At 60.1% G+C, this 26,346-nt stretch carries 22 protein-coding genes; 20 read left to right on the forward strand and 2 right to left on the reverse strand.

Going from position 1 to position 26,346, the window contains the following annotated elements; genetic code table 11:
- Positions 1-98 precede the first annotated feature (98 nt).
- From PL597_RS09255 to glpK, 19 genes are all read left to right on the forward strand, one after another.
- Entirely contained in the window at positions 99-764 is a 666-nt protein-coding gene (locus PL597_RS09255) for a GntR family transcriptional regulator (protein WP_077983237.1), read from the forward strand.
- A gap of 101 nt (positions 765-865) precedes the next feature.
- Positions 866-1,453 carry an ANTAR domain-containing response regulator gene (locus PL597_RS09260; RefSeq protein WP_077983262.1) on the forward strand — a complete coding sequence of 196 codons (588 nt, stop codon included), beginning with the start codon at positions 866-868 and terminating at the stop codon, positions 1,451-1,453.
- A 35-nt stretch (positions 1,454-1,488) separates the two neighbouring features.
- Entirely contained in the window at positions 1,489-2,784 is a 1,296-nt protein-coding gene (locus PL597_RS09265) for a CmpA/NrtA family ABC transporter substrate-binding protein (protein WP_271365009.1), read from the forward strand.
- A gap of 379 nt (positions 2,785-3,163) precedes the next feature.
- Positions 3,164-4,456, forward strand: coding sequence for a CmpA/NrtA family ABC transporter substrate-binding protein (locus tag PL597_RS09270; protein ID WP_077983239.1), 1,293 nt, complete (start codon positions 3,164-3,166; stop codon positions 4,454-4,456).
- 113 nt (positions 4,457-4,569) lie between these two features.
- A complete protein-coding gene (ntrB, locus tag PL597_RS09275; protein WP_077983240.1) occupies positions 4,570-5,463 on the forward strand; it encodes a nitrate ABC transporter permease in 894 nt (297 codons plus the stop codon).
- A 13-nt stretch (positions 5,464-5,476) separates the two neighbouring features.
- On the forward strand, positions 5,477-6,274 hold the full coding sequence (locus tag PL597_RS09280) for an ABC transporter ATP-binding protein (protein ID WP_269823885.1): 798 nt from the start codon (positions 5,477-5,479) through the stop codon (positions 6,272-6,274).
- Between the two features lie 5 nt (positions 6,275-6,279).
- Positions 6,280-8,727 carry a nitrite reductase large subunit NirB gene (gene nirB / locus PL597_RS09285; RefSeq protein ID WP_269823884.1) on the forward strand — a complete coding sequence of 816 codons (2,448 nt, stop codon included), beginning with the start codon at positions 6,280-6,282 and terminating at the stop codon, positions 8,725-8,727.
- A 5-nt stretch (positions 8,728-8,732) separates the two neighbouring features.
- Complete coding sequence (nirD, locus tag PL597_RS09290) at positions 8,733-9,068, forward strand: nitrite reductase small subunit NirD (protein WP_003519747.1); 336 nt, start codon at positions 8,733-8,735, stop codon at positions 9,066-9,068.
- 226 nt (positions 9,069-9,294) lie between these two features.
- A complete protein-coding gene (locus PL597_RS09295) occupies positions 9,295-11,943 on the forward strand; it encodes a nitrate reductase (RefSeq protein ID WP_271365010.1) in 2,649 nt (882 codons plus the stop codon).
- Positions 11,915-13,375, forward strand: a complete 1,461-nt coding sequence (gene cysG / locus PL597_RS09300) for a siroheme synthase CysG (RefSeq protein WP_271365011.1) — start codon at positions 11,915-11,917, stop codon at positions 13,373-13,375. Before PL597_RS09295 ends, cysG begins: the two co-directional genes overlap by 29 nt.
- 152 nt (positions 13,376-13,527) lie before the next feature.
- Complete coding sequence (locus tag PL597_RS09305; protein ID WP_142913548.1) at positions 13,528-14,301, forward strand: DeoR/GlpR family DNA-binding transcription regulator; 774 nt, start codon at positions 13,528-13,530, stop codon at positions 14,299-14,301.
- A 108-nt stretch (positions 14,302-14,409) separates the two neighbouring features.
- The gene (locus PL597_RS09310) at positions 14,410-15,933 is read left to right on the forward strand and encodes a glycerol-3-phosphate dehydrogenase (protein ID WP_271365012.1); all 1,524 of its coding nucleotides are present in this window, start codon (positions 14,410-14,412) and stop codon (positions 15,931-15,933) included.
- A 36-nt stretch (positions 15,934-15,969) separates the two neighbouring features.
- Positions 15,970-17,040 (forward strand): ABC transporter ATP-binding protein, encoded by a 1,071-nt coding sequence (locus tag PL597_RS09315; protein ID WP_077983249.1) that lies wholly within the window; start codon positions 15,970-15,972, stop codon positions 17,038-17,040.
- A gap of 12 nt (positions 17,041-17,052) precedes the next feature.
- A complete protein-coding gene (locus PL597_RS09320) occupies positions 17,053-18,123 on the forward strand; it encodes an ABC transporter ATP-binding protein (protein WP_077983250.1) in 1,071 nt (356 codons plus the stop codon).
- Between the two features lie 2 nt (positions 18,124-18,125).
- Positions 18,126-18,992: a carbohydrate ABC transporter permease gene (locus PL597_RS09325; protein WP_269823880.1), complete on the forward strand. Its 867-nt coding sequence runs from the start codon at positions 18,126-18,128 to the stop codon at positions 18,990-18,992.
- A gap of 3 nt (positions 18,993-18,995) precedes the next feature.
- On the forward strand, positions 18,996-19,916 hold the full coding sequence (locus PL597_RS09330; RefSeq protein WP_077983252.1) for a carbohydrate ABC transporter permease: 921 nt from the start codon (positions 18,996-18,998) through the stop codon (positions 19,914-19,916).
- Between the two features lie 2 nt (positions 19,917-19,918).
- A complete protein-coding gene (locus PL597_RS09335; RefSeq protein WP_077983253.1) occupies positions 19,919-20,212 on the forward strand; it encodes a DUF2160 domain-containing protein in 294 nt (97 codons plus the stop codon).
- A 74-nt stretch (positions 20,213-20,286) separates the two neighbouring features.
- Positions 20,287-22,008, forward strand: coding sequence for an ABC transporter substrate-binding protein (locus tag PL597_RS09340; protein WP_077983254.1), 1,722 nt, complete (start codon positions 20,287-20,289; stop codon positions 22,006-22,008).
- A 69-nt stretch (positions 22,009-22,077) separates the two neighbouring features.
- The gene (gene glpK / locus PL597_RS09345; RefSeq protein ID WP_271365068.1) at positions 22,078-23,577 is read left to right on the forward strand and encodes a glycerol kinase GlpK; all 1,500 of its coding nucleotides are present in this window, start codon (positions 22,078-22,080) and stop codon (positions 23,575-23,577) included.
- 5 nt (positions 23,578-23,582) lie between these two features.
- Here the strand turns inward: glpK and PL597_RS09350 are convergent, their stop codons facing one another.
- Positions 23,583-24,443: a LysR family transcriptional regulator gene (locus PL597_RS09350; RefSeq protein WP_080794657.1), complete on the reverse strand. Its 861-nt coding sequence runs from the start codon at positions 24,441-24,443 to the stop codon at positions 23,583-23,585.
- 98 nt (positions 24,444-24,541) lie between these two features.
- Here PL597_RS09350 and PL597_RS09355 point away from each other — a divergent pair, with 98 nt between their 5' ends.
- On the forward strand, positions 24,542-25,561 hold the full coding sequence (locus tag PL597_RS09355; protein ID WP_077983256.1) for a bile acid:sodium symporter family protein: 1,020 nt from the start codon (positions 24,542-24,544) through the stop codon (positions 25,559-25,561).
- A gap of 65 nt (positions 25,562-25,626) precedes the next feature.
- Here the strand turns inward: PL597_RS09355 and hspL are convergent, their stop codons facing one another.
- Positions 25,627-26,109: a heat shock protein HspL gene (gene hspL / locus PL597_RS09360; RefSeq protein WP_003519731.1), complete on the reverse strand. Its 483-nt coding sequence runs from the start codon at positions 26,107-26,109 to the stop codon at positions 25,627-25,629.
- Positions 26,110-26,346: the final 237 nt, after the last annotated feature.

The following is a 26,346-nucleotide window of genomic DNA, read 5'->3' on the forward strand; positions in this document are numbered from 1 at the left end:
CTTTGCTAATGCTTTGTGCTATGGGCAGAACATAGCCGTGTCTGAACATGCCTGTCACGGAATTCCCGATGCTGCATTGCTCTTCAGAAAGGAGCGCCATGACGGAAACGATAGAGGGTCTGCCGCTTGCGGATCGATTGGCAAAGGGTATTCGCACCCTGCTGATATCTGGTGAGCTGGCGCCGGGGCAGCGCCTTTCCGAGGCAGCCTTCAGCGAACGTTTCGACGTCTCCCGCAATTCGTTGCGTGAAGCCTTCCGGCTTTTGACCAAGGACGGGCTATTGCGCCATGAAGCCAATCGCGGTGTCTTCGTTGCCGTGCCCACCATGTCTTCGGTGATCGATATCTACCGGGTGCGGCGCATGGTGGAATGCGGCGCGTTGCGTCAGGCCTGGCACAAGCACCCCGCGATCAAGACGATGCGGGCAGCGGTCGAGGACGCCAAGGTCAAGCGTGAAGATGCCGACTGGCTGGGTGTTGGAAGCGCCAACATGAAATTCCACGCTGCGGTCGTCGATCTTCTCGACAGTGCCCGTCTCAGCGATTTTTACGAGCGTATCGCCGCCGAGCTCAGGCTTTGCTTCGGTTTGCTGAAAGATCCCGAACAGCTTCATTCCCCCTTTGTGGACATGAACAGCAAGATCCTGTCGCTGATGGAAGAAGGCAAGGCGCAACAAGCCGGTGAGGAGATGGAAATCTATCTCAATCTGTCCGAGCGTACGGTTCTGAAGGCGCTTGAACGCGCCGTCGAACACGCTTCCTGACATGACGGGCGGCAGGGGAGGAAACGACCCTTGCCGCTCCCGCCATTTTTTGCATCCGCAGCCGATTGCCAAGTTTGCTGCGCTGCGTCATCAATGACGACATGACGCTTCGCGACCTGACCATTCTCGTTATCGACGAAAACGCGATCCGCGCCTCCATCATCGAGGAGGGGCTACGCGAGGCGGGCTATTATCGCGTCACGGTCATCCATGAGGTGAATGGGGTGGCGCGCACCATCGAGACGCTGCAGCCCGACGTCATTTTCATCGATCTGGAAAATCCCAATCGTGACATGATGGAGCATCTGTTCCAGCTCACCCGCACGGTTGGCCGGCCGATCGCCATGTTTGTCGATCGTTCCGACACGGCGTCCATCGAGGCGGCCGTCGAGGCGGGCGTTTCCGCCTATGTGGTGGACGGGCTGAAGAAGGAGCGGGTCAAGCCCATTCTCGATATGGCAGTCAGCCGCTTTAATGCTTTCAGCCGTCTGCAACGGGAACTTGCCGACGCCAAGTCGGCGCTTGAGGAACGCAAGGTCATCGAGCGCGCCAAGGGCATCCTGATGAAGATGCGTGGTCTTTCCGAAGAGGAGGCGTTTGCGCTTTTGCGCCAGACGGCAATGAACGAGAAAAAGAAGATTTCCGAGATCGCGCAAAGCGTGGTCACCGCGGCCGGTCTGTTGATGTGACGAACCGCCGGTCGGACAGTCAAGGAGTGCATGATATGGCGGCACCGGAAAAAACGGCCGGATCACACAGTGGAATAACGCAAGCCCAGGGCGCACCCGCAGTCGTCGGCAGCGACCGGCAGAAAATCCTGCGTGCCGGCTTTATTCCGCTTGTCGACGCATCCGTCCTGATTGCTGCGGCCGAATTCGGTTTCGCCGAACGCGAAGGCCTTTCGCTCGATCTCGTCAAGGATGTTTCCTGGGCGAATGTGCGCGACCGGCTGGCGTTTCGGCAATTCGATATCGCCCACATGCTGTCGCCGATGCCGGTCGCCTCCATGCTCGGGCTCGGCTCCAACCCGTCGCCGACGATCACGCCCTTTTCACTCGGACGGGGCGGCAATGCGATCACGCTCTCGACCCGGCTTTTTGAGCGGATGAAGGCTTTGACCGGGCTTTCCGAAACGGCGGGAGCGCTGGAAAACGCCGAGGCGTTGAAGCGGGTGCTCGATGATATGCGCGCCCGCGGCGAGCCGCCGCCGACGCTCGGCATGACCTATCCGTTTTCATCGCATAATTACGAATTTCGCTATTGGCTGGCCGCTGGCGGTATTCATCCCGATCATGATGTGAAGCTTGTGGTGGTTCCGCCGCCATTGACCTCGGATGCGCTCGCTGCCGGAGCCATTGACGGTTTCTGCGTCGGTGCGCCATGGAACATCGTCGCCGCCGAGCGTGGTGTCGGCCGGATCGTTGCCGCCAAGCAGGATCTGTGGCCTTCCGCACCGGAAAAGGTCATTGGCATGCGACCCGAATGGGCGGAAAACCAGCAGGAAACGGTCGGGCGGTTGCTGACGGCGCTCGATGCCGCCGCGCGCTGGTGTGATGTTGCGGGAAATCACGATGATCTGAGCCGGGTGCTTGCTGATCCCCGCTATATCGGCGCACCGGAAGGCATCATCCGCCGTGTGCTTGCCGGTGAGTTCAGCATCGACAGCCAGGGCAACCGCCGGGTGATCGACAATTATTTCATCTTCCACGGCCGTCACGCCAATTATCCGCGCCAGAGCCAGGCATTGTGGATTTACAGCCAGATGATCCGCTGGGGGCAGGCCGAGTTTTCACAGGCAGGTGTGGAGGCCGCCCTGTCTGCCTATCGGCCGGATATTTATAGGGCGGCGCTGGGCGATGCCAATGCGCCTGATGATGCCGATATCCGCATCGAAGGGCAGGAGGCTGGCGACCGTTTTGTGGACGGCTTCGTTTTCGATCCCGCTGACATTACAGGGTATGTGAATGGTTTTGCCGTGCGCAGTTCGGCCCCTGTTTCCACCTCCCAAGGCGAAGCCTGAGAGCAGTTCAGCCGGGCTAGCTGCGCAAATTTCAAGCGCGGAATTTCTCCAGTTGCGCAAACGATAGACAAAATTGCGGCTGGTTAAAATTTAATCGTTTGACGAGACTTCCGAAATTCTGTTTTATTTACAATAATATAGCTTCCATATAGAAAACTGGCACGCCTCTTGCGTCTCTTTGTTTGCACCGGTCAACGGCGATCGGGGCGAGCAGGGCGCGGCATAGGCGCTTTCAAAGACATAGACGTCGCAAGGTTTTGCTGCCCGGAACACCTCCCGTTCCGCAGGCGCAAACACCGAGCGGCGTTTTTTTATTTTCAGGTTTTTTCGCAAGCGAAAACGTCACCCGCAAAGGTGGCCTAATAAGGGGAACATGCGAATGAAAGAGATAGTCTCCGGCGCTGTCAGCCGCCGCACGATATTGAAGACGACAGCCGCCGTCGCCCTCGTCAGCGCCGTGCGCGCGGCCTTTCCTTCCGGTGCTTTCGCAGCCACCGCTGAGCCCGAGGTGAAAGGCGCGAAAATAGGGTTCATCGCGCTGACCGATGCCGCCCCGCTCATCGTTGCGGCAGAAAAGGGCCTCTTCGCCAAACACGGCATGCCGGATGTCGAGGTTCTGAAACAGGCCTCCTGGGGTGCGACGCGCGACAATCTCGTGCTCGGCGGCGCATCGAACGGCATTGACGGCGCGCATATCCTGACACCCATGCCCTATCTCATGCATACCGGCAGGGTGACCCAGAATAATGTGCCGGTGCCGATGGCCATCCTCGCCCGCCTCAACCTCGACAGCCAGGGCATTTCCGCCGCCAGGGAATATGCCGAAACCGGCGTTCAACTGGATGCTTCCAAGTTAAAGGCGGCTTTTGAGAAAAAGAAGGCCGAGGGCAAGGAAATCAAGGCCGCCATGACCTTCCCCGGCGGCACGCATGATCTGTGGCTTCGCTATTGGCTTGCCGCCGGCGGCATCGACCCGGACAAGGACGTCTCCACCATTGTCGTTCCGCCGCCGCAGATGGTCGCCAATATGAAGGTCGGCAATATGGACGTCTTCTGTGTGGGCGAACCCTGGAACGAGCAGCTCGTCAATCAGGGCATCGGTTTCACCGCCTGTACCACCGGCGAACTCTGGAAGGGCCATCCGGAAAAGGCGCTCGGCATGCGCGCCGACTGGGTGGAAAAGAACCCTAACGCCACCAAGGCGCTGCTGATGGCCGTCATGGAGGCGCAGCAATGGTGCGATGAAATGGCGAACAAGGAGGAAATGTCCGCCATCCTCGGCAAACGCCAATGGTTTAACGTGCCACCGAAGGACGTTCTCGGTCGCCTCAAGGGCAATATCAATTACGGCAACGGCCGCGTGCTCGAAAATACCGGCCTGCAGATGAAGTTCTGGCAGGACCACACCTCCTATCCCTTCCGCAGCCATGACAGCTGGTTCATCGCGGAGAACATCCGCTGGGGCAAATTCGCGCCCGATACGGATGTGAAGGCGCTGGTCGCGAAGGTCAACCGCGAGGATATCTGGCGCGAGGCGGCCAAGGATCTCGGTGTTGCCGATCTTCCCGCCTCCACCTCGCGCGGCAAGGAAACCTTCTTCGACGGCAAGGTCTTCGATCCTGAAAACCCGTCGGCCTATCTCGAAAGCCTGTCCATCAAGGCGGCCTCCTGAGGAGGAGAGCCGGGTGCCGCTCCTCATCCGCCAGCAGTGCCACCCAACCGGCGCCGCTGAAGACCGGATGAGGGGCGAGCCCAGACCGCAACCGAAATCAAGAGGGAACGCCCATGTCCGCATTGGCCCGTAAATTCAACGAAGAGCCGCATCAGCCGGTAGCGCAGAAGGCAAATATCGTGTCGCTTGCGCCGAAACAGTCACCGCGCATCGATCTGCGCAAATGGAGTGCGGCGGCGGCCCGCAACACCATACCGCCATTCCTCGTACTCGCCATTCTGCTCGGTGTCTGGCAGCTTCTCTGTTCCGCGCCGGGCGCATCGCTGCCGCCGCCAAGCCAGGTCTTCGAGGAAAGCTACGATCTCATCGTATCGCCGTTCTTCGAGAACGGATCGCAGGATATCGGCCTTGGCTGGCGTGTGCTGGTATCGCTGGAGCGCGTGGCTTACGGTTTCGGCCTTGCGGCGATCGCCGGCATCATTCTCGGTGCCGTCATCGGCCAGTCGGTCTGGGCCATGCGTGGTCTCGACCCGATCTTTCAGGTGCTGCGCACCGTGCCGCCGCTTGCCTGGCTGCCGCTGTCGCTGGCCGCTTTTCAGGACAGCAACCCATCGGCCATTTTCGTGATCTTCATCACCTCCATCTGGCCTGTCATCATCAACACGGCGGTCGGCGTGCGCAACATTCCGCAGGACTACCGCAACGTGGCGCAGGTGCTGCGGCTCAACCAGCTGGAATTTTTCTTCAAGATCATGCTGCCTTCGGCGGCGCCCTATATCTTCACCGGCCTGCGTATCGGCATCGGCCTTTCGTGGCTCGCCATCGTTGCGGCTGAAATGCTGACCGGCGGCGTCGGCATCGGTTTCTTCATCTGGGATGCGTGGAACTCCTCGCGCCTGCCCGACATCATCGTGGCGCTGGCTTACATCGGCGTTGTCGGCTTCATGCTCGACAAGCTGGTGGCTGCTCTCGGCAAGGTCATCACCCGCGGCGCTGCGGCTAATTGAGAGGGCCAAAATTATGAATGTTTATCTGAAGCTCGATCACATCGACAAATATTTCGACAAGGGCGGCGCACGCGCCGAGGTGTTGAAAGGCATCAACCTCACCATCGGCAAAGGCGAATTCGTCTCGGTCATCGGCCATTCCGGCTGTGGCAAGTCCACCATGCTGAACCTCATCGCCGGGCTGACGAAAGTCTCCGCCGGTGCGGTGCTTCTCGAAAACCGGGAGGTCAACGAGCCCGGTCCGGAACGCGCTGTCGTGTTCCAGAACCACAGCCTGCTGCCCTGGCTTTCAGTCTATGAAAACGTCAATCTCGCCGTGGAGAAAGTATTCCGCAACACCAAGACACGGGCCGAGCGGCACGACTGGGTCATGCGCAATCTCGATCTCGTGCAGATGGCCCACGCAAAAGACAAGAAACCGTCTGAAATTTCCGGCGGCATGAAGCAGCGCGTCGGCATCGCACGGGCGCTCGCCATGGAGCCAAAAATCCTGCTACTGGACGAGCCTTTCGGAGCGCTCGACGCGCTGACCCGCGCCCATCTTCAAGACGCGGTGATGGAAATCCACGCGCGGCTCGGCAACACCATGGTCATGATCACCCATGATGTCGACGAGGCGGTGCTGCTCTCCGACCGTATCGTGATGATGACCAACGGTCCCGCCGCCCATATCGGCGAAGTGCTGGACGTGCCGCTGGCACGCCCGCGCAACCGCATCGAGCTCGCCTCCGACAAGACCTATCTCAAATGCCGCGAGGCCGTTCTGAAATTCCTTTACGAACGTCACCGCTTCATCGAAGCTGCGGAGTAACGACCATGACGCAAAAACTCGTCATCATCGGCAATGGCATGGCGCCGGGGCGCATGCTGGAGAACCTGTTCGACACCGCCCCCGGCCTTTACGACGTCACTATTTTCAACGCCGAGCCGCGCGTCAATTACGACCGCATCATGCTCTCGCCGGTTCTTTCAGGCGAAAAGAGCTATGAGGATATCGTCATTCATGATGACGAATGGTATGCGGCCCATAATGTGACGCTGCATAAGGGCGCTAAGGTCACCGGCATCGATCGTGGCAAGAAGACCGTCACCAGCGAAAACGGCATCACGGCCTCCTACGACAAGCTGGTGATCGCCACCGGCTCTCTGCCCTTCATCATTCCCGTTCCCGGCCATCAATTGCCGGGCGTGCTTGCCTATCGCGATCTCGACGACGTCACGAAAATGCTGGAAATCGCCGAGGGGAAAGGCCGCGCCATCGTCATCGGCGCCGGCCTTCTCGGGCTGGAAGCGGCCTATGGCCTCAAGCGTCAGGGCATGGATGTCACCGTCATCCATCTGATGCCGACGATCATGGAACGCCAGCTCGATCCGGCAGCGGCCTATCTTCTGGAAAAGGCGCTCAATGAGCGCGGCATCGACATCATCACCAAGGCCAACACCAAATGCATTCTGGGTGAAGACAAGGTCGAAGGCATAGAGCTGGAAGACGGCCGTGTTATCAAGGGCGATATGGTGGTGATGGCGGTCGGCATCCGTCCCGCCTCCGGTCTCGCAAAGGAAGCCGGCATCGCCGTCAATCGCGGCATCGTCGTGGATGACGGCATGATGACCTCGGATGCCTCGATCTACGCGCTCGGCGAATGCGCCGAACATCGCGGCATCTGCTACGGGCTGGTTGCACCGCTTTACGAATCGGCGCGGGTGCTGGCCGACCGGCTTCGCGGCGGTTCGGCCGAATATCACGGCTCCGTCACCAATACGAAGCTGAAGGTCACCGGCATCAACCTGTTTTCCGCCGGCGATTTCGCCGAAGGTGACGACCGCGAGGAAATCGTGCTGCGCGATGCCACGGCCGGTGTCTACAAGCGCCTGATCCTCAAGGACAACCGCATCATCGGCGCGGTTCTTTACGGCGAGACGGCGGACGGATCATGGTTCTTCGACCTGATGAAGAAATCCACCGACATTTCCGCCATGCGCGAAACCCTGATCTTCGGCCAGGCCTATCAGGGAGGGTCGCCGCTGGACCCTATGGCGGCCGTTGCAGCCTTGCCGGATGATGCGGAAATCTGCGGCTGCAACGGCGTGTGCAAGGGCAAGATCACCACGGCCATCACCTCCAAGGGGCTGACATCGCTCGACGATGTGCGCGCCCACACCAAGGCGTCCGCCTCCTGCGGCAATTGCACCGGCCTTGTCGAGCAGCTGATGACGCTGACGCTCGGCGACAGCTACAACCCCGCCGCCGTGCAGCCCATGTGCAAATGCACGGATCTCGGCCATGACGATGTGCGCCGGCTCATTGAGGCCAAGGGTCTGAAGACCATTCCCGCCGTGATGCAGGAACTGGAATGGAAGACCTCCTGCGGCTGCGCCAAGTGCCGGCCGGCGCTTAATTATTACCTCGTCTGCGACTTCCCGGACGAATATGCCGATGATTACCAGTCGCGCTACATCAATGAGCGCGTTCACGCCAATATCCAGAAGGACGGCACCTATTCCGTCGTGCCGCGCATGTGGGGCGGCGTCACCTCCTCCTCTGAGCTTAGGGCGATTGCCGATGTGGTCGACAAGTTCGATATCCCTATGGTGAAGGTAACGGGCGGCCAGCGTATCGACCTGCTCGGCATCGAGAAGGAGGATCTGCCCGCCGTCTGGGCCGATCTCGGCAAGGCCGGCTTCATTTCCGGTCAGGCCTACGCCAAGGGCTTGCGCACGGTAAAAACCTGTGTCGGTCAGCAATGGTGCCGTTTCGGCACGCAGGATTCGACCGGGCTCGGCATCCGCATCGAAAAATTCATGTGGGGCTCGTGGACGCCCGCCAAGCTGAAGCTTGCCGTTTCCGGCTGTCCGCGCAACTGCGCGGAGGCCACCTGCAAGGATATCGGCGTCATCTGCGTCGATTCCGGTTTTGAAATCCACTTCGCCGGTGCTGCGGGTCTCGATATCAAGGGCACGGAAGTTCTGGGTCTCGTCCATACCGAGGACGAGGCGCTGGAACATATCGTCGCGCTGACGCAGATGTATCGCGAACAGGCGCGCTATCTCGAGCGTATCTACAAATGGGCCAAGCGCATCGGTTACGACGAGGTGCGCCGCCAAATCATGGAGGATGCTGACAAGCGCCGGGCCTATTTCGAGCGCTTCGTCTTCAGTCAAAAATTCGCGCAGGTCGATCCCTGGTCGGAGCGTGTCTCCGGCCGCGACAAGCATGAGTTCAGGCCCATGGCGGCGATCGGTTTCAGCGAGGCGGCGGAGTGAGAACGATGGACAGCAACTGGATCGATATTGGCGATATCTCCGACATCCCGCTGCGCGGCGCGCGGTGCGTGAAGACACCGATGGGCAAGATCGCCGTGTTCCGCACGGCGGAAAATCAGGTCTTCGCGATCGAGGACCATTGCCCGCACAAGGGCGGGCCGCTCTCCCAGGGCATCGTGCACGGGGCTTCGGTGACGTGTCCGCTGCACAATTGGGTGATTTCGCTGGAAACCGGCAAGGCGTTGGGGGCGGATGAAGGGGAGGTACGGACGATTCCGGTGCGTAATCTGGATGGGCGGCTTTCTATTGCGCTTGAGACCCTGATGATTGCGGCGGAGTGAATGGAGATGGCGGCGAAGATACCCCCCTCTGTCCTGCCGGACATCTCCCCCTCAAGGGGGGAGATCGACAAGCGGATGGCTCCCATCTTCATAGCCGCAGGCCGTATCGCAAGCTGTGAATCGGCGTTCGCGCCACAATTGATCTCCCCCCTTGAGGGGGAGATGTCCGGCAGGACAGAGGGGGGTAAACGCCACGCGCCGAGAGGGCAAATAAGAGGGCAAAACCATGCCCGTTGAAACCAAAACCACCTGTCCCTATTGCGGCGTCGGCTGCGGCGTCATCGCCACCGTTGCCGATGACGGCGTCGTTTCCGTCAAAGGCGATCCGGACCACCCCGCCAATTTCGGTCGCCTGTGCTCTAAAGGTTCTGCTCTGGCTGAAACCGTCGATCTCGACGGCCGCCTGCTTTACCCTGAAATCGCCGGCCGGCGGGCGGCATGGGGCGAGGCGCTCGATCTCGTCGCGTCCCGTTTTTTCGATGCCATTGCCGAACACGGCCCGGATTCGGTCGCCTTTTACGTTTCCGGCCAATTGCTTACCGAGGATTATTACCTCGCCAACAAGCTGATGAAGGGTTTCATCGGCTCGGCCAATATCGATACCAATTCAAGGCTCTGCATGTCGTCCTCCGTCGCCGGCCATCGCCGCGCCTTCGGCGCCGATACGGTGCCGGGCACCTACGAGGATATAGAGCTTGCCGATCTGGTGATCCTCACCGGTTCCAACCTCGCCTGGTGCCATCCCGTTCTTTATCAAAGGCTGGCGGCGGCGAAGGCGGCGCGGCCGGGGATGAAAGTCGTCGTCATCGATCCGCGCCGGACGATGAGCGCCGATATTGCCGATATGCACCTTGCCATCCGCCCCGATGGGGACGTGGCGCTGTTTACCGGCCTGCTGGCACATCTGTCCGACAGTTCGGCCATCGATCGCGCTTACGTGCAAAACCATACGGTCGGCTTCGATGCCGCCATGCAGACCGCACGCGCGCATAGCCTGACGGAAATCGCGGCGGCCACCGGCCTGACCATCGCCGAACTGATATCCTTTTACGAATTGTTCGAGCGCACGGAAAAAACCGTCACCTGCTACAGCCAGGGCGTCAACCAGTCTGAAAGCGGCACCGACAAGGTCAACGCCATCATCAATTGCCACCTCGCCACCGGCCGCATCGGCCGGCCGGGCATGGGGCCATTTTCGCTGACCGGCCAGCCGAACGCCATGGGCGGGCGAGAGGTGGGCGGGCTTGCCAATATGCTGGCCGCCCATATGGCTATCGAAAGCGCCGAGGATCGCGGCCGTGTCCAGCGCTTCTGGGGATCGCCCGTCATCGCGCAAAAGCCTGGCCTGAAGGCGTTGGACATGTTCCGGGCGGTGGCGGACGGTCGCATCAAGGCGCTATGGATTATGGCTACCAACCCAGTCGTATCCATGCCGGATGCCGGTGCCGTCGAGACGGCGATAAAGGCCTGTCCTTTTGTCGTCGTCTCCGATGTCATGGCGAGTACCGACACGGCTCGCCATGCGCATGTGCTTCTGCCATCGCTCGGCTGGGGGGAAAAGGACGGGACCGTCACCAACTCCGAGCGCCGCATTTCTCGCCAGCGCGGCTTTCTGCCTGTGCCTGGCCAAGCCAGGGCCGACTGGTGGCAGATGGCGGAAGTGGGCCGGCGCATGGGCTTCGGCGCGGCCTTCGCTTTTCGTCAGCCATCGGAAATTTTTGCCGAACACGCGGCTCTTTCCGCTTTCGAAAATGCCGGTAGCCGTGATTTCGATATCGGCGGGATCGACCGGGATGGCTACGACGGGATGACTCCCTTCCAATGGCCGAAAGCCGAGGCCGGCAAGGCCGAGGTGACGCGCTTTTTCGCGAACGGCCGGTTTTATCATGAAGATGGCAAGGCAAGGCTCATCCCCACCGCCTTGCCGCAGACAGACAGGACATCGGCGGACTATCCGCTGACGCTGAATACCGGGCGCGTTCGCGACCAATGGCACACGATGACCCGCACCGGCAAAAGCGGCCGCCTCACCGCCCATATCGCCGAGCCTTTCGCCGAGTTTCACCCGCGCGATGCGCAGGCGCTGGGAATAGAAAGTGCTGATCTGGTGGAGCTGGAAAGCCCGCATGGCAAGGTGCTGCTGCGGGTGCTGGTGAGCGAAAGACAGGCGCGCGGCTCGGTCTTCGCGCCGATGCACTGGAACGATCAGTTTGCCGCGCGCGGGCGCATCGATACGGTCGTAGCGCCGGTGACGGATCCGCATTCCGGCCAGCCCGCTTCGAAGAATGTGGGCGTCCAGGCAAGACGTTTCGAGGCGAGCGCCTATGGTTTCGCCATCTGCCGCAGCCGACCGGATGCGCCGGGTTGCGCCTACTGGGCCGTCGCCAAGGCAGACGGTGGCTACCGCATGGAACTTGCCTTCGCGGAAGCGCCTGAAGACTGGACGCTCTGGGCGCGGCAGGTCTTCGGCATTGAGGCCAGAATCGAGCCCTTGGGTTACAGCGACCGGCACACGGGCGACCTGCGCCTTGCCTTCTTCGACGGCGATATCCTGCTGGCGGCGCTGTTCATCGCGAGGCAGCCGGTGGCCGTTGCCCGCAATTGGGCGATCTCGCAGTTGACCGAACGCCATGAAGATTTGCGCATGCGTTTTGCGCTGGTCGCTGGTCGCCCCGGCGCCGGCCGCGCCGATCCGGGCGCCACTGTCTGCTCCTGCTTTAACGTCGGGGTGAACCAGATTACCGCCGCCATCCGTGAGGGTTGTCACAGCGTCGAAGCCATCGGCAAAGCGCTGAATGCCGGAACCAATTGCGGCTCCTGCCGCGCCGAAATCAGGGGGATCATCGATGGATGCCTTAAAACCGCAGCGGAATGAACCGGCCCGCATGGAAAGACTGGCCAAGCTGCCGGTCTTCTGGGGGCTCGAGAGCAAGCGTGTGGTTCTGGCGGGCGGATCGGAAGGCGCCGCCTGGAAGGCGGAACTTCTGCTGGCCTGCGGGGCGGAGGTGCATGTCTATTGCAGCAAAGGCGATTTGTCGGAGACCTTTGCGGCTCTTATCGAAAGAAACTCATGCCTGAACGTCCATGACGAGCCTTGGCATCCGGGCATATTCGAAAATGCCGAACTTGCGCTGGCGGATTGCGAAACGGATGTGGAGGCTGAAGCTTTTTATTCCGCCGCACGGGGGGCCGGCGTGCCCGTCAATGTCATCGACAAGCCGGAATTCTGCCAGTTCCAGTTCGGCTCCATCGTCAATCGCTCGCCGGTGGTGGTGTCGATCTCCACCGACGGTGCCGCGCCCATTCTGGCACAGGCCATCCGCCGGCGCATCGAGACATTGCTGCCGCTTTCGCTGAAGGACTGGGGCGCGCTCGCCCAGACAATCCGCGAGCGCGTCAATCTGCGGCTCGCTCCCGGCGCGTCGCGGCGTTATTTCTGGGAAAAATTCGTCGATCGGGCCTTCACCGAAAGGCTGGATGAGGGCAGCGAGGAACGGCTGCTTGCGGATATCGGAATGCAGGCTGCGCGGGCAGGATTAGGGCGCGGCCTTGTGACGCTTGTGGGCGCCGGACCGGGCGATGCCGAACTGCTGACGCTGAAAGCGGTGCGCGCTTTGCAGGCGGCCGATGTCATCCTGTTCGACGATCTCGTTTCAGCCGAGGTGCTTGAACTGGCGCGACGGGAGGCGAAGCGCATGCTGGTCGGCAAGCGCGGCGGTCGGGAAAGTTGCCGGCAGGAAGACATCAATGACATGATGATCCGCCTCGCCAAGGCCGGCAAACGGGTGGTGCGGTTGAAATCCGGCGATCCGATGATTTTCGGGCGCGCCGGCGAGGAGATCGCCGCGCTGGAAGCCGAAAATATCCCGGTCGAGATTGTGCCCGGCATCACTGCCGCAAGTGCCATGGCCTCGCGTCTGGGTGTTTCCCTGACCCATCGCGACCATGCCCAGTCGGTACGCTTCATCACCGGCCATTCCCGGCAGGGAAAGCTACCGGAGAATATCGACTGGCAATCCCTGTCAAACCCTTCCGTGACCACGATTTTTTACATGGGCGGGCGAACCGCAGCCAGCATAGAGGCCTGCCTGCTCGCTCACGGCATGCCCGCTTCAACGCCCGTTGCGGTCATGATTTCCGTCAGCCGGGCGAATGAGCAGCGCTGGTGCGGCCCCCTGATGGAACTCGGTGCCGCCGTCAAGAGACTGGGCGTGAACGAACCTGTGCTGATCGGTATCGGCGATGTATTTGCTGTCGCCTCCTCGGCGATGTCCCGCTCCAATCTGTTGATTGAGAAAGTCGGCTAAATAATATCGTCAAGTGGCTTAAGCCCTGCCTGCGGAACCGCATTTTGCTGTTTTGATACCGCCACTATCGCTACTGTGGAACGGTCCCTTGACATTGGTTTTCCCTTCGCTCTTCAATAAAACGAAAAAATTGAAAGAGGAGGGAGGGTGAAATGCTGCTCACACCGCGTCAAGAGGAAATCGTTGCGCTGGCGAAGGCCAATGGGCGGGTGCTGGTCGATGAGCTGGCGGCGCGGTTTTCGGTGACACCCCAGACGATCCGCAAGGACTTGAACGATCTCTGCGATACGCGGGTTCTGACCCGCATCCATGGCGGCGCGCTTTTTCCAAGCGGCAACGAAAACGTCAAATACGAGGCGCGTCGGGCGATAGCCTCTTCCGAAAAGCAGGCGATCGGTGCCGCCGCTGCCGCCCTCATCCCCAACAACTCGTCACTTTTCATCAATATCGGCACGACGACCGAAGCCGTGGGCGAAGCGCTGGCGGATCATCACGAGTTGATGGTCATTACCAACAACATCAATGTTGCCAACAGGTTGAGGGTCTTCCCCGGTATCGAGGTGGTGATTGCCGGCGGTGTCGTGCGCGGTTCCGATGGCGGTATCGTCGGCGAGGCGGCGGTGGATTTCATTCGCCAGTTCAAGGTGGATTTCGCCGTCATCGGCGTTTCGGCCATAGATGAGGACGGCGCCTTGCTGGATTTCGACTTTCGTGAGGTGAAGGTTGCGCAGGCAATCATCTCCAATGCGCGCCATGTCATTCTCGTGTCGGATTCGCTCAAATTCGAGCGCACGGCTCCGGTTCGTATCGGCCATCTTTCCCAGGTGCATACTTTCATCACCGATCATTGTCCGGTGGATTCGATCCGGTCCATCTGTGCCGATCATGACGTCCGGTTGATCGAAACCGAGATGCGCGAGTCCTGATCGGGACGATCTATCAATTTCGTTTGACATTCGTTTTGTCTTCGAATTAGATGTTCGTGCTTTCAATATGTCGATGGGGAGAGCGTCGATGAAAGCGCGGGAGGATTCATGTCTGACGAGGCAATTCACGATATTTTCGTGATCGGCGGCGGTATCAATGGCTGCGGAATCGCGCGTGATGCCGTCGGCAGAGGTTATTCCGTCGCACTTGCGGAAATGAACGATTTTGCCTCCGGCACGTCTTCCGCCGCTACCAAGCTCATACATGGCGGTTTGCGTTATCTCGAACATTACGAGTTTCGTCTCGTGCGCGAAGCGCTGATGGAACGTGAGGTGCTGTGGGCTATGGCGCCGCACATCATCTGGCCCATGCGCTTCGTACTGCCGTTCCAGAAGGGCGGGGTGCGCCCGGCCTGGCTCGTGCGTCTCGGGCTATTTCTGTACGACCATCTCGGCGGCCGCAAGCTTCTGCCTGCGACCCGCTCGCTCGATCTGCGCCGCGATCCCGCCGGGAAACCTTTGAAACCGATTTTTGCCCGCGCCTTCGAATATTCGGATGGCTGGGTGGACGATGCCCGCCTGGTGGTGCTGAATGCCCGCGACGCTGCCAATCGCGGCGCGCTCATCCTCAACCGCACGCAGGTGGTTTCAGCTCGGCGCGAAGGCGCCTTCTGGCGAGTCGAAACGAAAAATGCGGCCGGAGAGGCCAAGACCTACCGGGCGCGCATGCTGGTGAATGCCGCGGGTCCCTGGGTGGACAAGGTGTTGTCCTCGGCATTCGGCAAAAACAATGTCCATAATGTCCGCCTGGTGCAGGGCAGCCACATCATCGTGCGCAAGAAATTTTCCGATTCGCGTGCGTATTTTTTCCAGAATCCGGATGGGCGGATCATCTTCGCCATTCCCTATGAACAGGACTTTACGCTGATCGGCACGACGGATCGCGACTATACCGCCGACCCCCGGGCTGTTAAGATCAGCGACGAGGAGATCAGCTATCTTTGCAATGCGGCGAGCGAATATTTCGCTGAACCGGTGAAGCCTGAGGATATCGTCTGGACCTATTCCGGCGTGCGCCCGCTATTCGATGACGGGGCATCGAAGGCGCAGGAAGCGACCCGCGATTACGTGCTGAAAACCGAAGGGGCGGAGGGCGAAGCGCCGCTCCTTAATATATTCGGCGGCAAGCTTACCACCTATAGGCGGCTTGCCGAACATGCTCTTGAAAAAATTGGCGATGCGCTGGGTGAAAAGGGTGCGCCATGGACGGCGGGTTCACATCTGCCGGGTGGGAATTTCGGCGCGGAGGCCTACAACGCGGAGGTTTCGGCGCTGCGGTCGCGTTACCCCTTTCTTGAAGAGCGTCATGCGGAGCGGCTTGTGCGCTGCTACGGAACGGATGCGGCGGTACTGATCGGCGATGCCACAGAGGCGGCGGCGCTGGGGCGGTATTTCGGCGGTACGCTCTACGAAGCTGAGGTTCGCTGGCTGATGGCGCGGGAATGGGCGCTGACGGCCGAGGATATTCTGTGGCGCCGCACCAAGCAGGGCCTCTTTTTTACCCCGGAAGAGGTGCGTGCGCTGGAGGATTATGTCGAAGACATTGCAGGTGGGCGCTTAAGGGCAATCTGACGATCCGGATAAAAGCGGAGGAGGCTTTGGATCACCATGCTTGAATTGCGAAACGTCTCGAAGATGGTTGGCGGTGAATATCATATTCACCCGACCGATCTGACGTTGCAGCGCGGAAGCCTGAACGTCCTGCTTGGACCGACACTTTCGGGCAAGACGACGCTGATGCGGCTGATGGCCGGGCTGGACAAGCCGAGCGCCGGCTCGATCTTTTTCAATGGCGAAGACGTAACGGGTTTTCCGGTGCAGAAGCGCAACGTCGCCATGGTCTATCAGCAGTTCATCAACTATCCGGCGCTCAGCGTTTATGAAAACATCGCCTCGCCCATGCGCGTTGCCGGCAAGGACCAGGCGACCATCGACAGGGAAGTGAGGAAAGCCGCCGAGCTTTTGAAGCTGACGCCCTATCTAGACCGTACGCCGCTCAATCTTTCCGGCGGCCAGCAGCAGCGCACAGCACTCGCCCGCGCCATCGTCAAAAACGCCAATCTGGTGCTGCTTGATGAGCCGCTGGCCAATCTCGATTACAAGCTGCGCGAAGAGCTGCGCGAGGAGCTGCCGCGCATCTTCGCCGAATCCGGCGCCATTTTCGTTTATGCCACCACCGAACCTTCCGAGGCGCTGCTTTTGGGCGGCAATACCGCAACGCTCAACGAGGGCAGGGTAACGCAGTTCAGCCACACCATCGAGGTTTACCGGCGTCCGGTGGATATCGTCACCGCCGAAATTTTTGCGGACCCGCCGCTCAATACCATCGAGGTCGTCAAGGCGGGCGGCGCATTCACCCGTGCCGACCAGGCGGTAATTGCGGTGCCCGCGCATCTTGCCGCCGTGCCGGATGGACCTTTGACCATCGCTTTCCAGCCGCATCATCTTTTCCCGCAAGCGAAGGGCGAGGCCCGCCAGTCGATCCGGGCGCGAACGCTGATTTCGGAAATCGCCGGATCGGAAAGCTTCGTGCATGTAGAATTTTCGGGCCGGCGCTGGGTCATGCTGGCGCATGGCATTCACGACATCGAGCCGGACAGGGACATAGAACTGTTTCTCGATACAAAACACCTGATGGCCTTTGACGCGAATGGCCGCGCCATCGGCAAAGCGGCTTGAGGGAGATCGATCATGGCACGCATCACGCTCGATCACATCCGCCACGCTTATAACGCAAAGGCGCAGGCTGCCGGCGACTATGCGCTGAAGGAAGTCCACCACGAATGGGAAGACGGCGGGGCCTACGCGCTGCTGGGGCCTTCCGGCTGCGGCAAGACCACGCTGCTCAACATCATTTCCGGGCTGCTGCGCCCCTCCGAAGGCCGCATCGCTTTTGACGGAACCGACGTGACGGATTTCGCCACGGAAGACCGCAATATTGCGCAGGTGTTCCAGTTCCCGGTCGTTTACGACACGATGACGGTCTACGACAATCTGGCCTTTCCGCTGCGCAACCGGCATGTGCCGGAAGCCGAAGTCGACCGCCGGGTGCGGGAAATCCTGGAAATGACCGATCTTTCCGGCATGGCCAAACGCCATGCGCGTGGTCTGACGGCGGATCAGAAACAGAAGATTTCGCTGGCGCGCGGGCTGGTGCGGTCCGATGTCAACGCGATCCTCTTCGATGAGCCGTTGACGGTCATCGATCCGCACATGAAATGGGTGTTGCGCTCGCAGCTGAAGCGGTTGCACCGGCAATCCGGTTTCACCATGGTCTATGTGACCCACGACCAGACCGAAGCGCTGACCTTCGCCGACAAGGTTGTGGTCATGTATGACGGGCAGATCGTCCAGATCGGCACGCCGGCTGAGCTCTTCGAGCGGCCGGGCCATACATTCGTCGGTTATTTCATCGGCTCGCCCGGCATGAACGTGCTGCCCGCCAGTATCGCCGGCGCGACCGCAATGGTCGGCGGCCTCGACGTACCGCTGGCCGGTGCGCCAAAGGTTGAGGGAGCGCAACGCATCGAGATCGGCATCCGTCCAGAATTTGTCCGGCTGGAACGGGGCGGCATGCCCATCATTGTCGACAAGGTCGAGGATATCGGCCGGCAGAAGATCGTGCGCGCCCGGTTTGCCGGACAGAAGCTTGCGATTGTCGTTGCCGAAGACGAGGAAATCCCGGCTGAAGCGGGCGTTCGCTTCGATCCGGCCGCCATTGGCGTCTTCGCCGATTCCTGGCGTGTAAAGATGGGGGCCTGACCATGGAAAAGAGCTGGAACAACAAGGCATGGTTCATGGTGCTGCCGGTGCTGGTGCTGGTCGCCTTTTCCGCCGTCATTCCGCTGATGACCGTCGTGAATTATTCGGTGCAGGATACGTTCGGCAATAACCAGTTCTTCTGGGCGGGAACGCAATGGTTCGAGGACATTCTCCGTTCCGCCCGTTTCTGGGATGCGTTGGGCCGCAACCTTTTGTTTTCCTGCATTATTCTGGCGATTGAAATTCCGCTCGGCATCTTCATCGCGCTCAAGATGCCGAAATCCGGCATCGGCGTGCCCGTCTGCCTTGTCACCATGGCGCTGCCGCTGCTGGTGCCGTGGAATGTCGTCGGCACGATCTGGCAGGTTTTCGGCCGCAGCGATATCGGTCTGCTCGGCTATTACGCCAATCAACTCGGGCTCGATTACAACTATGTCAACGATCCGGTCGATGCGTGGATCACCGTGGTCATCATGGATGTCTGGCACTGGACGAGCCTTGTCGTGCTTCTGTGTTACGCCAGTCTCGTCTCCATTCCGGACGCCTATTATCAGGCGGCAAGGATCGATGGCGCGTCGCGTTTTGCGGTGTTCCGGTACATCCAGCTGCCGAAGATGAAGCGGGTACTGCTGATCGCCTTCCTGCTTCGTTTCATGGACAGTTTCATGATCTATACCGAGCCTTTCGTCGTCACCGGCGGCGGCCCGGGCAATTCCACGACCTTCCTGTCGATAGATCTCGTTAAGGTTGCGCTCGGCCAGTTTGACCTCGGGCCGGCGGCAGCCATGTCGCTGATCTACTTCCTCATCATCCTGCTGCTGTCTTGGGTGTTCTACACCGTCATGACCAGCCACGACGCGGAGACTTGAGACATGAGCGCCTCGAATGTCACCACAAGCGTGGAGCGCAACGGCATCGGCAGTTCGCCGGTGAGAGCGAATGCGACGGGGCGATCCGGACTTGCCGTCAATGCGCGGCGTCGCCGCCATGGGCCGTCGCGTTTTTCCTGGCTGGTCCCGACGATCTATATCCTGCTGCTGCTTGTTCCGATCTACTGGCTCGTCAATATGAGCTTCAAGACGAACACGGAAATCGTCTCGTCCATGACGCTTTATCCGCATGAGCCGACGTTGCAGAACTACCGGACGATCTTTACCGATTCGTCCTGGTATTCGGGCTATATCAATTCAATCATCTATGTCGTGATGAACATGGTGATTTCGGTCGCGGCTGCGCTGCCGGCGGCCTACGCCTTCTCGCGTTATCGTTTTCTGGGCGACAAGCACCTGTTCTTCTGGCTTTTGACCAACCGCATGGCGCCGCCCGCCGTCTTTGCGCTGCCCTTCTTCCAGCTGTATTCGGCTTTCGGGCTGATCGATACGCATATAGCCGTGGCGCTGGCGCATTGCCTGTTCAACGTGCCGCTGGCGGTGTGGATTCTCGAAGGCTTCATGTCCGGCGTGCCGAAGGAAATCGACGAGACCGCCTATATTGACGGCTACTCCTTCCCGAAATTCTTCGTGAAGATTTTCATGCCGCTCATCGCTTCCGGCATTGGTGTCGCCTGCTTCTTCAGCTTCATGTTCTCGTGGGTCGAGCTTCTGATCGCCCGCACGCTGACGACGACGGACGCAAAACCGATCGCTGCGACCATGACGCGCACCGTTTCGGCCGCCGGTATGGACTGGGGCTTGCTTGCCGCCGCCGGCGTGCTGACGCTGATCCCCGGCGCGCTGGTGATCTGGTTCGTGCGCAATTATATCGCCAAGGGCTTTGCGCTCGGGAGGGTTTGACCATGATGAAGATGCCCGATTTTACCTGGATGGCGTGGACTTGGCAGACGGGTGCGTTTTTCGGCGCTATCGCCGTGCTGCTCGTCGGCATGTGGGTGTGGGAGCAACTCTCGCCCGGCGGCAATCCCCGCTTCGGCCTGTTGCGCTTCGAGACCACGCGGGGCGACAGGTTGTTCATCTCGCTGCTCGGCAGCGCCTTCATTCATCTCGCATGGCTCGGGCTGGTCGGCCCGAACCTGTGGTGGGCTCTCGCTCTATCCTTGGTCTACGCCATCGGCGTTTTCCGTTTTGTCTAGAGCAGGAAACGGTGCGGCGGAGGAAAACCGCACCCGCAGACTTCATGCAATCGCAAACCCTTGGGAGGACTGATATGCGACGGCATTTGATGACGACGACGGCGGCCATGCTGCTGGCAATGACGGGTTCCGCTTTCGCCGGAATGGAGGAAGCAAAGCAGTTTCTGGATAAGGAAATCGGCGACATGTCGTCCCTTTCCCGTGCGGATCAGGAAAAGGAGCTGCAATGGTTTGTCGATGCCGCGAAACCTTTTGCGGGCATGGAAATCAAGGTCGTTTCGGAATCTCTGACGACCCATGAATACGAATCCAAGGTTCTGGCCCCGGCCTTCACCGCCATTACCGGCATCAAGGTCACGCACGACCTGATCCAGGAGGGTGACGTTGTCGAAAAAATCCAGACCCAGATGCAGACCGGCCAAAACCTTTATGACGGCTGGGTCAACGATAGCGACCTCATCGGCACCCATTGGCGCTACCAGCAGGTGCGCAACCTGACCGACTTCATGGCCAATGAAGGCAAGGACGTCACCAATCCCGGTCTCGACCTTAAGGACTTCATCGGCAGCGCCTTTACGACGGCGCCGGACAAGAAGCTCTACCAGCTTCCGGATCAGCAGTTCGCGAACCTCTACTGGTTCCGTTACGACTGGTTCAACGATGAAAAGAACAAGGCCGATTTCAAGGCTAAATACGGGTATGACCTCGGCGTGCCGGTCAACTGGTCGGCCTATGAGGATATTGCCGAATTCTTCACCGGCCGGGATGTCGACGGCAAGAAGGTCTTCGGCCATATGGACTATGGCAAGAAGGACCCGTCGCTCGGCTGGCGCTTCACAGATGCCTGGCTTTCCATGGCCGGCAACGGCGACAAGGGCCTGCCGAATGGTCTGCCCGTCGATGAATGGGGCATCAAGGTCAACGACAAGTCGCAGCCGGTCGGCTCCTGCGTGGCGCGCGGCGGCGATACCAACGGTCCGGCTTCGGTCTACTCCATCGAGAAATATCTTGAATGGCTGAAGAAATATGCGCCGCCGGAGGCGCAGGGCATGACCTTCTCCGAATCCGGTCCGGTGCCGGCGCAGGGCAATATCGCCCAGCAGATCTTCTGGTATACGGCGTTTACCGCCGATATGGCCAAACCCGGCCTGCCGGTCGTGAACGAGGACGGTTCGCCGAAATGGCGTGTCGCACCTTCGCCACATGGCGTCTACTGGAAGGACGGCATGAAACTCGGTTATCAGGATGTGGGTTCGTGGACGCTGATGAAATCCACCCCCGACGACCGCGCCAAGGCCGCCTGGCTCTACGCGCAGTTCGTGACCTCCAAGACCGTGGATGTGAAGAAGAGCCATGTGGGCCTGACCTTCATTCGCGACACCACCATCCACCACAAGAGCTTCACGGACCGGGCCTCCAAGCTCGGCGGTCTCATCGAGTTCTATCGTTCGCCGGCCCGCGTGCAATGGTCGCCGACCGGCACCAACGTTCCGGATTATCCGAAGCTGGCGCAATTGTGGTGGCAGGCGATCGGGGATGCTTCGTCGGGTGCGAAAACCGCGCAGGCCGCGATGGACTCTCTCTGCGCCGAGCAGGAAAAGGTCATGAGCCGTCTGGAACGCGCTGGCGTGCAGGGCGATATCGGCCCGAAGCTGGCGGAAGAGCACGATATCGAATACTGGAACAAGGATGCCGTTTCGAAGGGCAATCTGGCGCCGCAGCTGAAGATAGCCGACGAAAAGGAAAAGCCGGTCACCGTCAATTACGACGAACTGGTCAAAAGCTGGCAGAAGTAATGTCTGCGTAAAATCTGAAACCGGGGCGGCTTGCCGCCCCGGTCATTGCGTCTGAAAGGGAGTGGCATGATGGGCGGTTATATTCTGGCGATCGATCAGGGGACGACATCGACACGGTCGATGGTCTTTGATCGCGACATGCGGGTCATCGGTGTCGGGCAGCGAGAATTTCCGCAACATTTCCCGGCCTCGGGCTGGGTTGAGCACGATGCCGAGGATATCTGGAGAAGCGTGCTCGAAACCATTCGGCTGGCGCTTGCCGATGCCGGCATCGCCGCCTCCGATATCGAGGCGATCGGCATTACCAACCAGCGCGAAACGACGGTACTGTGGGACAGGAACACGGGCGAGGCCGTGCATCGGGCCGTGGTCTGGCAGGATCGGCGCGCCGCGCCCATCTGCGAGGATCTAAAACGCTGGGGACTTGAGCCGCTGTTTTCGAAAAAGACCGGTCTGTTGCTCGATCCCTATTTTTCCGGCACGAAGCTGAAATGGCTTCTGGACGGCGTCAGCGGTCTTCGCGAAAAAGCCGTGAAGGGAGAAATCTGCTTCGGCACTGTCGACAGTTTCCTGATTTATCGCCTGACTGGCGGCCGCCGCCATGTCACCGACGCCACCAATGCCTCGCGGACGCTGATCTACAATATCGAAGAAAATACATGGGACGATGAGCTTCTGTCGATCCTCGACATTCCCAGCGCCATGCTGCCGGAAGTGCTGGATTGCGCCGCCGATTTCGGCGTGACCGACAAGTCGCTGCTGGGCGCGGAAATTCCGATCCTGGGTGTGGCCGGCGACCAGCAGGCAGCCGTCATCGGCAATGCCTGCTTCGAGCCGGGCATGATGAAATCCACCTACGGCACGGGCTGCTTTGCGCTCCTTAATACCGGCACGGATCGCGTCGCCTCGACCAACCGGCTGCTGACGACCATCGCTTACCGTCTCGACGGTGTCACCACCTATGCGCTGGAAGGCTCCATTTTCATTGCCGGTGCCGCCGTGCAATGGCTGCGCGATGAGCTTGGTTTCATCTCGGTCGCTTCCGAGGTTAGCGCACTTGCGGAAAAGGCCGACGCCCATCAGCGTGTCTATCTGGTTCCGGCCTTCACCGGTCTTGGCGCGCCCTATTGGGACGCGGAGGCCCGTGGCGCGATTTTCGGGCTGACGCGTGGCACCGGTCCAGCGGAATTCGCCCGCGCGGCGCTGGAAAGCGTCGCCTATCAGACCTTCGACCTGCTGGACGCCATGCGCAAGGACTGGGCGGGAGACAACGGCAAGACAGTGCTCCGGGTCGATGGCGGCATGGTCGCTTCCGATTGGACCATGCAACGGCTGGCGGATATTCTTGCGGCACCGGTCGATCGGCCGATTTTTCTGGAAACGACCATTCTTGGAGCGGCCTGGCTTGCCGCCTCACGCGCCGGCATCTGGCCGGACCGCAAGGCCTTCGCCGAGCATTGGCGGCGTGATCGCCGTTTCAGCCCCGCAATGGAAGAGGCCGAAAGGAAAGACGCCATTGCCGGCTGGCGCGATAGCGTCGGCCGCTGCCTGTCGCGACGGGAGAATTGAACAGGCTACACGAAACTGCCGGGTGCGATGCTCTTGCTGGAAACGAGATCGGAAAGCGCGCGCACCAGCTTCGCATCCGCGCCCTTGCTTGGTTGAAGCACGAATTCCACGTCCTCCAGAGGCGGTAGCACGCCTGAGGTAATTTCCTTCAGGCCTGCCGGTGCCATGCTGCGCGGCTGCACCAGAATGCCCATGCCCGCCCTTGCTGCCGCGGTCAGCCCGCTGAGACTGCCGCAGGTGCAGACGATCCGCCAGGCGAGGCCGGCCCGGTCGAGCGCCTCCTGCGCCGCCTTTCGGGTGATGCTCGGCGGCGGAAAGGCAATCAGCGGCAGCGCATCCGGCTGGTTCAGCATCCGCTCCGGGTCGCGCGCCAGCCACACGAGCGGTTCGCGGTAGAGAAAGTGCCCGAGCTTGTCGCCAAGACGGCGTTTGGCGAGCACCACATCCAGTTCACCATTGTCCTGCATCTGGTAAAGCACGCCGCTCAGCGAAACCGTCAGTTCCAGATCTACGAGGGGATAAAGGCGGATGAACTCTTCCAGAATGGCGGTCAGCCGGCTGGCGACGAAATCTTCTGAAACGCCAAGCCTCAACCGTCCGCGTAGACGGTTCTCGCTGAACAGTGACGACACCTTGCTGTCGATTTCCAGCATATTTCGGGCATAACCCAGCAGCGCCTCACCTTCACCCGTCAGTTTTACCTGATGGGTGCTGCGCGCGATCAGCCGGCGGCCAAGTGCGGCCTCAAGCCTCTGGATATGCTGGCTGACGGTGGATTGGCCAATGCCCAGCCGCTCGGCAGCAAGCGTGAAACTGCCGGTTTGCTGAAGCATGACGAAGCTGGCAAGATGTTGAAGGTTCAGCATTATCCTGAATCGCGATAACTGTTAATCTTTGCATCGGAATTCATGATGAGCGATAGTAACGCGCGTTTCAAGCAAAACCGATGCCGGAAAGACCTCCCATGACCCGCTTCCTACCTGATCGCTTCACCATGATGCTGGTGGCCACCGTACTTTTGGCTTCCATTTTGCCGATCAGCGGTGAGCCGGCGGAGTATTTCGGGCTGGCGACAAAACTCGCGATAGCGTTGCTGTTTTTCCTCCACGGCGCGCGGCTTTCCCGGGATGTGGTGATTGCCGGTATCCTGCACTGGCGCCTGCATCTGGCAATCCTTCTCGTGACCTTCGGCCTGTTCCCGCTGCTCGGCGTGGCGATCGGTTTCATTCCCGAGAATATTCTGCCTGCCCCGCTTTATATGGGCATGTTGTTCCTCTGCGTGCTGCCATCCACCGTGCAGTCCTCCATTGCCTTCACCTCCATGGCGGGCGGAAACGTGCCGGCGGCAATTTGTTCTGCCTCCGCTTCGAATATTTTCGGCATGTTCCTCACCCCGCTGCTGGTCGGCCTGCTGTTTACGGTGGGCGGCCATGGCGGTGGATTTTCGCTGGATGCGTTTCTGCAAATCTTCCTGCAACTGCTTCTGCCCTTTATCGTCGGTCAGGTTTTGCAGCCGTGGATCGGCGACTGGATCAGGGCGCGCAAGAAATTGCTGGCGCCGGTCGATCGCGGCTCCATCCTTATGGTCGTTTATCTCGCTTTTTCCGATGCGGTTATCGAAGGCATCTGGCACACATTTTCGCTCAGGGATATTGGCGTGGTCATCGTCATCAATATCCTGCTGCTGGCGCTTGTTCTGTGCGTGACGATGTTCGGCAGCCGTTTGCTGGGTTTCGACAAGGCCGATGAAATCACCATCACCTTCTGCGGTTCGAAAAAGAGCCTCGCCAGCGGCGTGCCCATGGCGGGCGCCATCTTCGCCGGCCAGAGCATCGGCGCGATCGTCCTGCCAATCATGCTTTTTCATCAGATTCAGCTGATGGTCTGCGCGGTTCTGGCTCAGCGTTACGCGCGCAAGGCCCATGAAAAAGCGGCGATGCCGGAACCGGTTGCCACGGAAGGCGCGGCTGCTTCCAGCCGCTGACGCGAGGGTTCTCCGCAAATAAAACGGCCCCATGAAGGGGCCGTTCGTTTTGCATGAAGGAAAGCTTAGTTGACCTGAGCCGGCGAAATCTGGGCTTCTATGGTCTTCGGCGCATCTGCGCTGTCGGACGAGATCGCAATGCGGCGCGGCTTCATGGCTTCCGGAATATTGCGGACGAGGTCGATGTGGAGCAGGCCGTTCTTCAGGGAAGCGGTCTGGACTTCGACGTGATCGGCAAGCTGGAAGCGACGCTCGAAAGCGCGCGTGGCGATACCGCGATAAAGAAACTCGCCTTCCGTGGATTTCTCATCCGCGGATTTCTCGGCTTTTACAGTCAGCGCATTGGCGCGGGATTCGATGCTGAGTTCGTTCTCGTCGAAACCAGCGACGGCCATGGTGATGCGATAGGTGTTCTCGCCGGTCCGCTCGATATTGTAGGGCGGATAGGACTGGGCCTGCTCGGGCTGGCCGAGGCCGTCAAGCATCGAGAAAAGACGGTCGAAGCCGACGGTGGAACGATAGAGGGGGGAAAAATCAACGTGACGCATGGTGTCCTCCTTAAGAAGCGACTGTTTGCGGTTAAGCCCGGCATCCCGTTCTGGCGACGGCCGGACATTTGGCGCGGTCCCGTTCTGGCGACCGCATGAATGAGATGGGAATGGCTTGCCGCCGCGTCAAGGGGGCGTGAAAAGGCGAAAGCAACATGAACCATGGCTGAACGTCAGGTTCCGGCATCGTTCAGTTTGAGAGCCATAAAACATCGGTCATCGGAGACATTCTCCGTG

This window comes from Agrobacterium sp. ST15.13.013 (assembly GCF_027956525.1).
Classification (GTDB): domain Bacteria; phylum Pseudomonadota; class Alphaproteobacteria; order Rhizobiales; family Rhizobiaceae; genus Agrobacterium; species Agrobacterium salinitolerans.

Excerpts from the sequence above, each read along its gene's own strand:
- PL597_RS09315 (WP_077983249.1), top strand. The coding sequence starts at position 15,970 with ATGCTTGAATTGCGAAACGTCTCGAAGATGGTTGGCGGTGAATATCAT.
- PL597_RS09330 (WP_077983252.1), top strand. The coding sequence starts at position 18,996 with ATGAGCGCCTCGAATGTCACCACAAGCGTGGAGCGCAACGGCATCGGC.
- PL597_RS09270 (WP_077983239.1), top strand. The coding sequence starts at position 3,164 with ATGAAAGAGATAGTCTCCGGCGCTGTCAGCCGCCGCACGATATTGAAG.
- PL597_RS09310 (WP_271365012.1), top strand. The coding sequence starts at position 14,410 with ATGTCTGACGAGGCAATTCACGATATTTTCGTGATCGGCGGCGGTATC.
- cysG (WP_271365011.1), top strand. The coding sequence starts at position 11,915 with ATGGATGCCTTAAAACCGCAGCGGAATGAACCGGCCCGCATGGAAAGA.
- PL597_RS09280 (WP_269823885.1), top strand. The coding sequence starts at position 5,477 with ATGAATGTTTATCTGAAGCTCGATCACATCGACAAATATTTCGACAAG.
- PL597_RS09260 (WP_077983262.1), top strand. The coding sequence starts at position 866 with ATGACGCTTCGCGACCTGACCATTCTCGTTATCGACGAAAACGCGATC.
- ntrB (WP_077983240.1), top strand. The coding sequence starts at position 4,570 with ATGTCCGCATTGGCCCGTAAATTCAACGAAGAGCCGCATCAGCCGGTA.
- PL597_RS09335 (WP_077983253.1), top strand. The coding sequence starts at position 19,919 with ATGATGAAGATGCCCGATTTTACCTGGATGGCGTGGACTTGGCAGACG.
- PL597_RS09305 (WP_142913548.1), top strand. The coding sequence starts at position 13,528 with ATGCTGCTCACACCGCGTCAAGAGGAAATCGTTGCGCTGGCGAAGGCC.
- PL597_RS09340 (WP_077983254.1), top strand. The coding sequence starts at position 20,287 with ATGCGACGGCATTTGATGACGACGACGGCGGCCATGCTGCTGGCAATG.
- PL597_RS09265 (WP_271365009.1), top strand. The coding sequence starts at position 1,489 with ATGGCGGCACCGGAAAAAACGGCCGGATCACACAGTGGAATAACGCAA.
- PL597_RS09255 (WP_077983237.1), top strand. The coding sequence starts at position 99 with ATGACGGAAACGATAGAGGGTCTGCCGCTTGCGGATCGATTGGCAAAG.
- PL597_RS09325 (WP_269823880.1), top strand. The coding sequence starts at position 18,126 with ATGGAAAAGAGCTGGAACAACAAGGCATGGTTCATGGTGCTGCCGGTG.
- PL597_RS09355 (WP_077983256.1), top strand. The coding sequence starts at position 24,542 with ATGACCCGCTTCCTACCTGATCGCTTCACCATGATGCTGGTGGCCACC.
- nirB (WP_269823884.1), top strand. The coding sequence starts at position 6,280 with ATGACGCAAAAACTCGTCATCATCGGCAATGGCATGGCGCCGGGGCGC.
- nirD (WP_003519747.1), top strand. The coding sequence starts at position 8,733 with ATGGACAGCAACTGGATCGATATTGGCGATATCTCCGACATCCCGCTG.
- PL597_RS09350 (WP_080794657.1), bottom strand. The coding sequence starts at position 24,443 with ATGCTGAACCTTCAACATCTTGCCAGCTTCGTCATGCTTCAGCAAACC.
- glpK (WP_271365068.1), top strand. The coding sequence starts at position 22,078 with ATGGGCGGTTATATTCTGGCGATCGATCAGGGGACGACATCGACACGG.
- hspL (WP_003519731.1), bottom strand. The coding sequence starts at position 26,109 with ATGCGTCACGTTGATTTTTCCCCCCTCTATCGTTCCACCGTCGGCTTC.
- PL597_RS09320 (WP_077983250.1), top strand. The coding sequence starts at position 17,053 with ATGGCACGCATCACGCTCGATCACATCCGCCACGCTTATAACGCAAAG.
- PL597_RS09295 (WP_271365010.1), top strand. The coding sequence starts at position 9,295 with ATGCCCGTTGAAACCAAAACCACCTGTCCCTATTGCGGCGTCGGCTGC.